Raw genomic sequence first — 13,612 nt, 5'->3', positions numbered from 1 at the left:
ATATTAGTGGGAGAAGAGAGATGATCGTTGAATGATTTTGTATGTATACCGCTAAGTAAGAAAGTCATTAGAGATCACTTTCTTACTCGCGATATTAATGCTGTAGTATTTTGCCCCAGCCTACATAATCATGCACAGCGATTCCAGCAAAAGAAGAATGAGTAGATGCTTGTGTAGTCACCTGACTCAACGCTGTAGTCAGTGCATCTGCTCCTTTGCCATAAAAGCTAATATGATCGCCTTCAGAAGATGGATTCGTTTCCACACCGATATACATATCTTTACCTGCATGATCGGCTTCACTTAATTGGGCTTGAGCTATATCATAGATAGCTGCTCCTGAATCTCGATATGCCATTACTGTTAATGAATCATATTGATCGATCATCCATTGACTGAGTGTAGAATGATCATCAGGCGTATTTAATGTGTACAACCAGAAAGGAATATCTGCACTAGCGGATAGATGAAGCGCTTGAGCAGTGGTTGTAATCATCTGTACACTACGTTGCCATTGTGCAATGATAGTCGATTGTTCTGTTGTCCAATTTGGAAGCAAATAAGGCTCGATATCGATATGAATCCCACTAAATTGCTCTGTAGCCGAAGAGACTTGTTGATACGAAGTAATCCATTGCAACGTATCTTGCAACTTGTGGCGATCCTGATCCAATGCCCAGGAAGGCGCACCATCCAAAGCTTCAACGGTAATATGCTGTGCAGAAGCGGCTGTGATAAAACGTTGATACTGCGAAATATCCAGATCTCTATTGATTTGCAGGTAAATCATATTAATCTGTTGTGAAGCGGCAAACTGTAAAATATCTGCTGTCGAATCTAAGATAAGCGTTGTATTCCACAACCATGTTGCTTTTTGAATTGATTGCGCATGAATCGATTTCATATTGCTAACTCCTAGCAAAAGACAAATCATTACACTCATTAGACCTATTTTATAAACAAAAGACATCATCGTATTCATGATGAATCGGACTCCTTCGATTCATACCGCATCAGGTATTCCTCGGTAACCGGCTGTCATGACATGCCCTACAATTCATGTGTTAGACCCTTTGGCTTTGCGTCTTTACTTTTCAGTAAATTTGCCTGATTAAATATGAGATTAGATAGACTTACACATGTACTGTATAAAAAGATTGTACACAATGTTTATCGGTTGCTTAAAGTTACTTGTGAATAGTCATTTTTCTCACATGATCAAATATGTAGTCACGTCCAAGACTCTTAAATAGGATGATTTTTTTGTAAACGTACTCAATGCGATATTTAATGAATTTAACGATATAATTTTTATTGTAAACAGGAACTTCAAGGAGTAATATATTTCTATGGAATTGTATGGGAAATAAGTTATTTTGTATACGATATCATGTATGATAATAGTCATTTTTATAAATATTTTATTGGGTATCGTCAATACTTACCTAATACAATTTTTGTATATTTGCTAACCATATTTTTGATTAAATACAAATAATAAAACAAAAGGGGCAATAAGATGAAAAAGTGGTTGAGGGTATTTTTGATAAGAGTGCTTTGTATACTGCTCGTTATCAATACATTTCCAGGGGGATCGCAGACCTCGGAAGCAGCGGCAGGAGACGTTAGTGCTGTTGTATTGGGTTCACATGATTTTGATATTGGGTATACTGCTTTTCCAGATGATTCTCTGTATATGGGTGGATCATCTAGTAATGCAAAAGTATCTCATTCCTATGCTAAATATAATATTGCAAGTAGCGGTTTTCCCGCTAGTGGACAAAAAGCTATGCTATCAATGAAAGTAAGCCAGATTCAGGATCAAAATGATGGCAATCCGCCGATTTTGCAAGTATGGCAATATACGGGTGCTACACCGTTTGATGTCGGTGGATCTAATCCGAATGCTGGCTCGTGGCCCTCATCCATGACAGCTTTACAAAATGATTCTAACTATACCTTGCTCGATACAAAAAATTCAAATGCTATTTCGGCAGCACTTTCCGGCGGAACGCCGTTGCTATTTGATGTGGATGCGGCTGTAAGATCGAAAGCAGGTTCAGCAGTGCAGTTTTTATTGACTGGGGCTGCTACGTCTGTTAATCCATCGTATCAAAATATCATTGTTGTATCAGATGCTCCTGTGCTTACACAGATTGCTAGTGGTGCGCCTGCGAGTGCAAGTCAATCGACAGTGACCTCATCTCCAACAACTGTAACAGCAAACGGCGTATCTAGCTCAACGATCACTGTTACAGTCAAGGATGCTAGTAATAATCTGCTTAGTGACAAGACGGTTACGTTATCCAAGGGATCAGGCAATTCGGTGATCTCTTCAGCATCGCAAGTCACCAACGCTAGTGGTGTAGCTACTTTTACTGTAACCAATACAAAGGCAGAGCAAAACACCTATACAGCATCTGTAGCAGCTGATACTGTAACCATTGCACAAACAGCTAGTGTTATCTTTCAACCAGGTCCAGTCAGTGCAGGACAATCTACTGTAACTGCCTCCCCAACGACAGTTACAGCGAACAATACCAGTACTGCAACGATTACAGTGACGCTCAAAGATGCAAACGGCAACTTCCTTAGCGGTCAAGATGTAACGCTATCACAAGGAAGCGCAAGTTCTACCATTTCGCCAGCGTTATCTACTACGAATGCAAGTGGCGTTGCTACCTTTACAGTCAAGAGTACTAAGGCAGAGGCTGTCATATATACGGCATCGGCGAACAACGTAACTCTCTCCAATACACCAACCGTTACTTTCCAGGCGGGAGTAGCGAACGCAGCAACTTCTACTGTAGTAGCTTCCAAAACTAATGTGATCGCAAATAATACGGATAATGCGACCATTACAGTGACATTAAAAGATATCAATAATAATCCTGTGGGCAGTCAGTCTGTTACATTATCACAAGGAAGCGGAAGCTCGTCGATTACAGCGACACAGGGAACGACCGATGCAAACGGAGTCGCTACTTTTACAGTGAAAAGTACTAAGGCAGAAGGTGTTACCTATACTGCTTTAGCAGGTAGTACGACATTGACAGCCACTACAGCAGTCACTTTCCAACCGGGAGCAGTGAACGCTTCGCAATCGACTGTGAGTGTATCCAAAAACAGCGTGTTTGCAGATGGAAGCGATAGTAGTACCGTTACTGTTACTTTGAATGATACGAATGGTAATGCAGTTAGCGGCAAAAGTGTAACGTTAACGCAGGGAAGCGGAAGCTCTACCATTAATCCATCTACAGCGGTAACTACGAATTCGAGTGGTCAAGCAGTATTCATCGTGACCAGCTTAAAAGCAGAGACAATAACATATACTGCAACCGATGCAACCGATAGCCTTATTATTAATCAAACGGGAGCAGTTACGTTTACACCGGGAGCTGTGGATACAGCTTTATCCACAGTAGTTACATCTAAAGCTAAAGTTATTGCAAATAATATCGATAGTGCGACCATTACGGTTACATTAAAAGACTCTAGTAACAATGCAATCAATGATAGAACGGTAACTCTGAATCAAGGAAGCGGGAGCTCGTCAATTATAGCGACACAGGGAACAACGGATGTGAATGGAGTCGCCACTTTTACTGTGAAAAATACTAAGGCAGAAGGTGTTACCTATACAGCAACTGCTGGTGGAGTGACGATTACAGCGACGGTGGGAGTTACTTTTCAGCCAGGTTTGGTAAGTGCATCTGCATCTACAGTGGCGGTGTCTAAAGCGAATGTAGCAGCAGATGGCGCCGATAGTAGCACGGTAACGGTGACACTGACGGATGCATATAGCAATCCGATCATTGGCAAAACTATCAACTTGTCACAAGGAAGCAGCAACTCTGCTATCTCCCCATCGGCAGGTGTCGTAACTGATGCCAACGGCCAAGCGATATTCACTGTTACTAACATTAAAGCTGGGGTAGTAACATATACTGCAACTGATGTAACTGATAGCATTACTCTTTCACAGACTGGAACTGTCACCTTCGATCCCGGTACTGTCGATGCTGCTTTATCACAAGTGACGACAACTAAAACAAGAGTTGTTGCTGACAATACGGATAGTGCAACAATTACGGTGACACTGCAAGACAGTCAAGGCAATCCAATCAGTGGCAAAGTTGTTAGCCTTTCACAAGGAAGCGGAAGCTCCAATATTACAGCTACTCAAGGAACAACGGATACGAGCGGAGTAGCAACATTTATGGTCAAAAGTACTAAAGCAGAGAGCGTAACCTATACTGCTATTGTCGGAAGTGTGACGCTAATCTTGCATACGATTCCGGTTATATTCACACCGGGTGCCGCAAATGCCAATATATCGCAGATTACATCCTCCAAAGCTAGTGCTTCGGCGAATGGATCAGACTTTGCATCGGTGCTAGTAATAGTCAAAGATATGTATGGTAACGTTCTATCCGGTCAGGATGTAACTTTGCAACAAGGAAGTGGCAGTTCATTAATTTCGCCTTCTACATCGACTACGAATGTAGATGGTGTAGCAAGCTTCACTGTCACCAATACGAAAACTGAAAATGTAGTCTATACGGCTAATGTAGTGAGTGGGAATACGACACTGAGTCAGACAGTCAACGTCAATTTTCTATCCAGTAACGCAAATCTGACATCTGTGCAATTGTCGGCCGGTACATTGATTCCAATCTTTACGCCGGCAGAGACAAGCTATTTGGCTTCGGTACCAAATGATGTGTATCGTATTACATTTACACCGACTGTAGCAGATAGCAACGCAACGATTCGTATCAATGGAAATACGGTACAGAATGGATCGACTTCAGCAGCAATCGAGCTGCAAACAGGTAATAATACTGTAGTAATCGAGGTCCTTGCTACAGACGGTCAAACACGCAAAACATATACGATTCAAGTGATGCGTGAACCAAATAAGGATGCACGTCTGAAAGCATTAACTGCTTCACCAGTCGCATTGACGCCAACTTTTGACCCGGCGATTACAGAGTATACAGTCAATGTAGCAAATAATGTAGAGCAATACAGTGTAAAAGCAGACGTATACAATTCGTTATCTACATTAACTGTAACTGGAGCGACTTATGATAGCAGTACCAGCACCTATAGAACAAATCTACAAATTGGAACGAACACAATCACTCTGAAAGTAACCGCGCAGGATGGACAGACTTCAGCTAGCTATACAGTGAATGTTATTCGTGCCAACGCACTGGATGAAGTGAAGAATGCGCTCAATAATCTGGCGATTGGATATAACGGCAATGATTCATGGGAAATTGTAACGCAAGATATGATTCTACCGACAATGCAAGACGGATTGCCTATCGTATGGAGCTCCAATCAGTCGCAGATTGTTCAAAGTAATGGTTCGGTTATACGACCTAGTAGTGATGAAGCTTCTGTTATTTTGACGGCGACGATTCAATATAATGGTGTAGAGCTTAGCCGTACGTTCCTTGTGATCGTTAAGCCTCAAGGGCTCAGTATTATTAGTACAGAAGTGACTCGTAACGTGCCGATTCGTGTAGGTAATAGCACTACCGATGTGGAGCAGACGCCAATCACTCGTAAAACACTTTCAGATGGAAGCAAAATTGATAAGGTTGTAGCTGGAGCATCTCAGTTATCCTCTGCACTGCAATCTGCAATCAATAATAATCAGAGCAAAGTACGTGTGGTTGTTACTGATGTACCGAACGATCCAGCAAGTGAAGTAACGATTGATGTACCTGCAACGTCGTACAATGATCTTGCGAGCAAAGTCGACCTAAATCTGGATACTGATTTTGCACAGGTGATTTTGAGCAAGAGTACACTGTCACAGCTACAAACAGCTGGACAAAGCCTTTTCTTCCGCTTCGTACCTATTCGTGAAGCTGGACAAGTATCACAAGTTACCGATCAGGCAATGAATGATCCGATGGTGAAGCGGGTAGTATCTATGGGAACTGTAACTCAAGTTGGTACACCGATGATGATTGAGACGAACTACAGCTCTTACAATACAACTTTGTTATTCCCGGCAGCGAAGTTGAATCTGCCAGCAGCAACATCAGCACAGCAAGCAGCTTATGCGGCTGGACTGTATGTGTACATTCAGCATAGTGATGGTGAAATAGCCTTACAACGTGGAATGGTGCAAATGGCATCTAACGGTCAGGTTGAAGGCATTACAGTAGATATTAGTAAGTTCAGTACATTCACAATCTTGCATGTCGAACCAAAACGCTCATCATCTGGTGGCGGAGGTGGAGGTGGTACAGCAGCACCAATACCGACTCCAACACCAAGTAATCCGACAATACCATCTCAGCCATCAACTCCGGCACAACCAGGAGCAACAGGTGAGCATACAACATATATTAATGGATATCCTGACCATACGTTCCGTCCTTCGCAAATCACTACTCGTGCAGAGCTTGCCGCGATGTTGTGGCGTGTGATGCAAGCGAATGATAGTGAGGCCGCAATGCCAACATCAGCACGTTATAGTGATGTGCCGAGTACACACTGGGCATCCGAAGCGATTCGTCAGTTGCAGGCACAACAAATTATGCTAGGTGTGTCGGCAGATCGTTTTGCACCGAATCGTCCACTCACTCGTGCAGAATTTGCAACACTGGCGGTACGCTGGCAGAAGCTAACGCCAGCAAGCACATCGACAACATCTTTTGAAGATGTTAACGGTCACTGGGCAGCAGCAAGCATCGCTACACTGGTACAGATTGGCGTTGTTAAAGGCTATTCGGATGGTAGATTCCATCCGAACGAAGGCGTTACTCGCGCAGAGCTTGTTATGATGATGAATCGTCTGCTTAAACGAGGACCATTAACGGGTGTAGAAACACCAAGCTGGAAAGACGTACCTGCTACGCACTGGGCATTTGCAGATATTGAAGAAGCCTCCTTTTCTCACCACTATCAAGTATCTTCTGATGGGTTGGAGAAACGGATCGGTAACGAATAATTGATCTTGTCACATTTATGATCCGTAAGTCTGTTGAAACAAGTGACTGAGCTTTTGGCAGTCAGATCGATGAGTGGGATGCTGCTTTAATATAAGGCAGCATCTGCTTGATCGAGCAGACCGGATATATAGGCATTACATAAAATTACATAAACTTGATCGCAGGAAATGGGGTACCCTATGCTCGTATTCACTGAAGTAACAGAGCAAGATACCGTTTTTGTGTTTGAAGTGTTCAAAAGCACACGGGTAGAGGAATTTATAATGATGAATATGCCAGAAGAACAGCTTGAGATGCTTATGCATATGCAGTTTCGGGCACAGCAAATGTCTTATCAAAATCAATATCCATCCGCAAGTCATCAGATTATTGAGATTAATGATAGGAAGGCAGGATACATCATTACAGATCGTCATGATGATAGAATAAGACTGATATTTATCGCGTTATTACTAGACTTCCGCAATCAAGGGTATGGCACATCTATATTACAACAACTGAAAGAAACTACATCGTTTATTATGCTACAGGTTGCAGAGAATAACCCTGCAAGGCAGCTCTATTATAAGCTCGGGTTTACAGAACAGGAAGAGTCACCTCCTTATATCACAATGCAATGGCAACGATAATAGGCAAATGCATGGAGAGGAGGAGAGGCTGGCTATATTCGATGCTGAGAGTACCTACCAAGCACGTATCAAAGCCCTATATTCAGTACGATAATGACATGACACTTACTTAAAGTTGATTAAAATGACCTGAAGGGAGTTTACACAATGAGCGATCAGTATATTGGTGAGATTCGGATGTTTGCAGGACTAGCAGGAACAAAAGCTCCGAATGGTTGGGCATTTTGTGACGGAGCGGTATTATCTGTTTCGGGGAATGAAGCGCTGTTTGCTTTGATTGGAACTGTATACGGTGGAGATGGCAGAACTAATTTTGCATTGCCAGATTTACGAGGACGTTTACCGATCCATGCGGGCACGTTAACACCTGGGGGTAACGTTTATAACTTGGGTAATTCTGGAGGTGTAGAGACGGTCACATTGGTAGCTAGCCAACTACCATCTCATACTCATTCGATAAATGCAGCAAGTGGTACAGGGAAAGCAACTACACCGAATCCTGCTAATGCCATGCCAGCTACAACAACAGTTAATATGTATGGTATTCCTACCTCTACAACAACGATAGCAGCTATGAATAATACAAGTATTTCGAGTGAAGGTGGAAATGCTGCACATAATAATATGATGCCTTACCTGACGATTGGCTTTATTATTGCACTGCAAGGTATTTACCCAACGCCTTCATAATATTAGATAGGAGATGAATAGATATGGCAGAACCATTTGTCGGTGAAATTCGAATCTTTGCTTTTGGTACTATTCCGAATGGCTGGGCACCTTGTAACGGGCAAAAATTGCCAATCCGAAATAATCAGGCTTTATTTTCAATTATAACTACATTATACGGCGGAGACGGTGTGAACGATTTTGCACTTCCTAATTTGCAAGGACGTGTTCCAGTCAATCCAGGAACGGGAATCACACTGGGGCAGTCCTCGGGGGAAGCGGCGCATGCTCTGACAGCAAATGAAATGCCTAACCATAACCATACATTAAAAGCTAACAAAACTAGTTCGAATAGTAAAGTAGCAGCTGGCAATTTTGCAGCAGTGACCGGAACAGTAAACTCGTATGCTACAGGTATTAATCCCAATCAATTACTTTCTCCGTCGGCAGTTAGCAAAAGTGGTGGGGATCTTGTACACAATAACATGCAACCATATTTGACATTCAACTTCTGTATTGCACTGACAGGTATATATCCTTCGAGACCGTAAGCATTTCACATTGAGAAAGGAAGGAATTAGCTATGGACCCTTTTGTTGGAGAAATTCGATTGTTTTCTGGTAACTTTGCACCAATAGGTTGGTTGCTGTGTAATGGTCAACAGGTAAATGTTCGTGATTATCAGGTGTTGTATGCTTTGCTTGGTAATACATTTGGTGGGACAGCTATGCAAAATTTTAAAGTACCTGATTTGACAGGAAAGGCTCCTCTCCATCGAGGTGCAGGCCAAGGATTGACAGTACACAATTTTGCTACTTCAGGTGGGACAACAACGGAGACGCTAAACTACAGTCAGATGCCTATACATGACCATATTCCGCAGTCAATGAATACAGTAAGTACTGGAGAACCTACTGGAGCAATATGGGGGAATATTCCTAAAGCTGGTCTAGTGACAACTTATAATACTGCATCAGATGCTATAATGGGACCTTTAACTATAGGGGCAAGCGGAATGACTCAACCACATAATAATATGCAGCCTTTTGTAGGAATTACGTATATTATTTGTTGGGAAGGGATTTATCCTGATTTTAATGACTGAGGATTGATAGGCAATTGAGTATCCAAATCTATGAAAATAAGGCAATCTTGTATATCCTATAACTTAAGCTGATGGGACGAGAAGTATCGGCTAATTGTAGTCTGTATAAATAAGTACGGAATGCCTACATTTAAACAGAGCTGTGATTTTGGATATTAAGTGTATAGGTAAAAGGGAAAGGACGTGTCGATGCAGATACCGTCCTTTTTTATTGTGATGGATTATTCAGTAGGCATGCATTTTAGTGAAGTGCGATCAATAGTATTGCTTCTATAAGCTTCACAACAAAAAAGCCATTATCTACATTAGAGATAATGGCTTGGAATACATCTTATTTTACTTTCTCAGGTTCAGGGTAAGTAACCCCTTTAGTATCTACAGTTACCTTTTTCATAACAGCAGGAGTATTAGGCTTGTCTTGTCCATCTCTTGGAAGATTAACAATCTCGTCGACAGCATCCATACCGCTAGTCACTTTACCAAATGCCGCATATTCTCCATCCAATTGAGGAGAGTCAGCTACCATAATAAAGAATTGGGAACCGCCGGAATTAGGATCAGCAGCGCGTGCCATTGAAAGTACACCACGTGTATGTTTTAGATCATTTTGTACATTGTTGGACTTGAATTCACCTGCAATGCTGTAGCCAGGTCCACCTGTACCTGCACCATCAGGATCGCCACCTTGAATCATAAATTCAGGAATGACGCGGTGGAAAGTTAAACCGTCATAAAATCCTGATTTCACCAAAGAAATAAAGTTGTTCACTGTATTTGGAGCAGCTTTGGGGAATAATTCAATTTCGATCTTTTTACCATTTTCCATTTCTATCGTAACGATAGGGTCATTGGCTTGTTTGAAATCAGCAGAATTGTCTGTCGCTGAAGCTTCTTCGGTTGTGCCTGTTGTTGCTGAGCTGTCTGTACCTGTTGATTCAGTTGTAGAACCAGATTGGTCAGTTGAAGTACTGGTTGAAGTGCTTTCAGTCGTTGTACCTGAAGTGCCTGTTTGTCCGGTGCTGGAACTGCTTGTTCCATTGTTACCACAGCCTGCAATAATCAAAAATAGCGCTGTGAAGATAAGCAAAAAGGCTACATTTTTACGTGATTGACGCAACATCTGAATATCCATCTCCTTTGAGGTCGTTTATAGTGCTCAATGATCGCTTGTGAATCAGCAATTCTTAGTATAAAACGTCTACAGAACAAGATACAAGTTTGGATAAGACCATCTCTATTCCCTTTAACGTCCAGTTCTATCCTTATTTTATAAATGATGAGACAAAGCGATAACAGCAGTAATCGTAAATACATTCACTAATGTAGACACCAATACCGTTTGAGCCGCAAAGTCAGGTTCATTCCGGTACTCTTCTGCCAGAATCGATGTATTCACACCTGTAGGCATCGCAGACGCGATCAGCAGTGCTTGTGCAGGAATGCCATGAATACCTAATATATAGATCAGTAGAAGCCCGATAGCAGGCCCTGCGAATAAGCGTAACGCCATACTTAGATAAATGTCTTTCCGATATAAGCGTAGCGGATACTTGACAATCTGTGCACCAAGCGTGATTAGCGCAATTGCCACCATCGATTGTTGAGCATACGTTAACGGTTGAGCCAGAATCACTGGTAAAGGAATCGCAAACGCATGCATAACCAGACCCAATAACAGCGCATACGGTACAGGCATTTTCAGAAATCCAACAATCACGCTTCGATAATTACCATTTAGTCGTGATCCTTGAATCGAAATGACTCCATACGTAAAAGTCAGTAGACTTTGAAGCGACATAATCAAAGCTTGCATAGAAGCAGCCAGTGGATCGCCTTTAAAGACTAGATCGTTAATAGGTAAACCATAGTTACCCGAGTTATCGAGCATAATACTGTTGTTAAAAGCGGCTTTTTTCCCTTTGGTATATCCCATCACTTTGGAAGTGGCTGATCCTAAAATATACAAGATCAATACATACAAAGCATAGAAAAAGATAACACTTCCAAGTAATTGAGCAGACATATCGGAATGATAGAGACTCATAAAAACAGCCGCAGGTGTAATACAGTAAAAGTTGATTTTGGCGAGTGTATACAGATCCAACTGGAAAACACGCTGTAATATGGACCCGACCGCAATCAAAACAAAAATCGGTAGAACCACACTGTACAAAATCGTAAAAATCAATCTCTCCACTTCTTTCTTTAATCATTCATTTGGATCTTTTCATTTATGAAAGATCATCATTATGTTTAGGTTTATCGGGTGAAGCAGGTGGTACATCAGCAGAACGATTCTCTAATGGTGTAGTTGAAGATTCATAAGAACGTTCAGGATTGTTCGTTGGTATATTAGCTTCTAGTGGTGGCTCTTGTGATGGAGGTTGTCCATTGTTATCCCGGCGTTTGTAAAATAAACGCGATAATCCCAGTCCAACCACACCTAATATAATAAACAAGATCGCCCGTACGCCAATCGAAATATCTGGAAGATCGATAAAAATAATTTTGAGTAAGGTGAAAAAGATAAACAATATTCCGATAATCCGCAATTTGGATTTCTGAACAACCATACCGATCACAATAATGAGAATCGCATAGATAATCCATGCACTGGAAAGACTCAGATGGCGTACATCAGCATTTTGGAATCGGGAAGCAACGTGTACCAATTGACTAAGGTAGATCAATCCCAGAATCGCTTCTGCCCACATCAAAATATAACGTTTGCGATACAGTGAGCCATAGACTTTATCTTCTGAATGTACCCATTTTCCAATAATCTGATAGATCGCTGGAATTGTAATGAGTAAGATTAACCAGTTAAAAGCAGATGCAGACCAGAAACGTTCAATCGGAACAAACAATGTCGCTAACAGTGCATACGCATATACAATACAAGCGAGAACCAATTGTAATTTGTTACGGAATCGAAGAGCCAGTAAGAACGCTAGTGTACCTTCGACCAAAATAACAGCCATACGAGCAGGGAAATTCGGAATCATATTTAATAACAAAAACCAGCCAAAGATCGCCATAGCAGGATAAGCAATGCCGACAGGAGTACGCTTTTGAATACCGGAAGCATACAAGATGCTATACATCAGCGACAAAATAGCAATCATCCAACGTGCGCCTGTCTCACTACCATCGAGATAGTAAATGGTAAGCCATCCGCCGACAAAGGCAAAGCTCGTAAAAAGAACACCTAGTTGCATACTGGTACTGCGCTTTTTCCATAATACAGAAATCGCTAAAATCACAGCATGTTGAATCAAAACAGCTACTACATTTTGTACAGAGAAGCCATACCAGATCATACTTAGTCCAAGCGTAATATGTAGTAAAGCAAATGCCAGGATATAACTGACCCGGAATGAATATTTCATCGCTACCACTAACATGACTGCTGAGAAAATCGTTTCAAATCCAGCAAATATCCATAGATTCGGATCATCAGGAGCAATCAATACAGGCGCAAGATAACCTGCAATCAACGTGATCCCAACAATCGATTGAGAACGCTGACTTAATGCTATATACACTCCAAATACAAGTGCACCGATATACAGTAAAAATGCAAAGATAAACGGAAGCAAGTCATACAACAGATACGATGCAACAATCGACAAAATTAAAATCGCAATCGATCCGCCTAATAACACTTTGCCCAGTGCGGGTCGTTCTTTACTGACCTCACGTTCTCCGAGCCAGTATAAGATAGCTGCTACCAGTACACCGAGAATACAACGAATCGGTTCAGACAAATAGCCTGCTTTGACCACAGCTATAAATCCCCACACAATCCCGAGAATCAATACAACGATAAAAACACGCGGCAACCATACACGCGCAATCAGATGTTCCCAGTCTTTGGGTGGCTTGGGAACAGGCGGTGTATAAGGCGCTTGTACAGGTGGGCGCTGTGCACCAGCAAATGGTCCTGACTGTGGCTGCGCTTGCGGTCTAGCGTTGTAATTTCCTTTCGGTGGCGGTGCATTCACATAAGCATCTTGCCAGTTCGATGTTGGCGGAGGCGGAGTGAAAGGTGAGCCAGATGGTGGGGGCGGAGCTGTTCGATTAGGAGATACGGGTGGAGGCGAAGCCTGTCTTCGTTGCATTTCTAGTTGCTTCAATTCAGCGACTTCGCGTTCAAGCCTGAGAATACGCTGTTCCAGTTGTTCTACTTTATCGTTATGATCCACAGCAATAGACACTCCTTTACAAATGAT

The 13,612-nt window shown here is 42.0% G+C and carries 9 protein-coding genes and 1 riboswitch; of the genes, 5 read left to right on the top strand and 4 right to left on the bottom strand.

What is annotated here, in order from left to right:
• Window positions 1-94: 94 nt before the first annotated feature.
• On the bottom strand, window positions 95-982 hold the full coding sequence (locus PQ460_RS18985; protein WP_274170769.1) for a hypothetical protein: 888 nt from the start codon (window positions 980-982) through the stop codon (window positions 95-97).
• Between the two features lie 41 nt (window positions 983-1,023).
• A riboswitch (cyclic di-GMP riboswitch) is annotated at window positions 1,024-1,118 on the bottom strand.
• A gap of 401 nt (window positions 1,119-1,519) precedes the next feature.
• Between PQ460_RS18985 and PQ460_RS18980 the strand changes: the two genes are divergently transcribed.
• From PQ460_RS18980 to PQ460_RS18960, 5 genes are all read left to right on the top strand, one after another.
• On the top strand, window positions 1,520-6,976 hold the full coding sequence (locus PQ460_RS18980; RefSeq protein WP_274170768.1) for an Ig-like domain-containing protein: 5,457 nt from the start codon (window positions 1,520-1,522) through the stop codon (window positions 6,974-6,976).
• Between the two features lie 180 nt (window positions 6,977-7,156).
• A complete protein-coding gene (locus PQ460_RS18975) occupies window positions 7,157-7,606 on the top strand; it encodes a GNAT family N-acetyltransferase (protein WP_274170767.1) in 450 nt (149 codons plus the stop codon).
• A gap of 147 nt (window positions 7,607-7,753) precedes the next feature.
• Window positions 7,754-8,296, top strand: a complete 543-nt coding sequence (locus PQ460_RS18970; protein ID WP_274170766.1) for a phage tail protein — start codon at window positions 7,754-7,756, stop codon at window positions 8,294-8,296.
• 23 nt (window positions 8,297-8,319) lie between these two features.
• Window positions 8,320-8,826, top strand: coding sequence for a phage tail protein (locus PQ460_RS18965; RefSeq protein WP_274170765.1), 507 nt, complete (start codon window positions 8,320-8,322; stop codon window positions 8,824-8,826).
• A gap of 32 nt (window positions 8,827-8,858) precedes the next feature.
• The gene (locus tag PQ460_RS18960) at window positions 8,859-9,380 is read left to right on the top strand and encodes a phage tail protein (RefSeq protein WP_274170764.1); all 522 of its coding nucleotides are present in this window, start codon (window positions 8,859-8,861) and stop codon (window positions 9,378-9,380) included.
• Between the two features lie 331 nt (window positions 9,381-9,711).
• On the opposite strand, the gene PQ460_RS18955 is transcribed toward PQ460_RS18960, so the two are convergent.
• From PQ460_RS18955 to PQ460_RS18945, 3 genes are all read right to left on the bottom strand, one after another.
• On the bottom strand, window positions 9,712-10,500 hold the full coding sequence (locus PQ460_RS18955) for a peptidylprolyl isomerase (protein WP_274170763.1): 789 nt from the start codon (window positions 10,498-10,500) through the stop codon (window positions 9,712-9,714).
• A 147-nt stretch (window positions 10,501-10,647) separates the two neighbouring features.
• On the bottom strand, window positions 10,648-11,568 hold the full coding sequence (locus tag PQ460_RS18950; protein WP_274172971.1) for an AEC family transporter: 921 nt from the start codon (window positions 11,566-11,568) through the stop codon (window positions 10,648-10,650).
• 43 nt (window positions 11,569-11,611) lie between these two features.
• A complete protein-coding gene (locus tag PQ460_RS18945) occupies window positions 11,612-13,585 on the bottom strand; it encodes a DUF2339 domain-containing protein (protein ID WP_274170762.1) in 1,974 nt (657 codons plus the stop codon).
• Between the last annotated feature and the right edge of the window lie 27 nt (window positions 13,586-13,612).

Source organism: Paenibacillus sp. KACC 21273 (assembly GCF_028736095.1).
Classification (GTDB): domain Bacteria; phylum Bacillota; class Bacilli; order Paenibacillales; family Paenibacillaceae; genus Saccharibacillus; species Saccharibacillus kyungheensis.
This window is presented reverse-complemented; position numbering and strand designations above follow the sequence as displayed.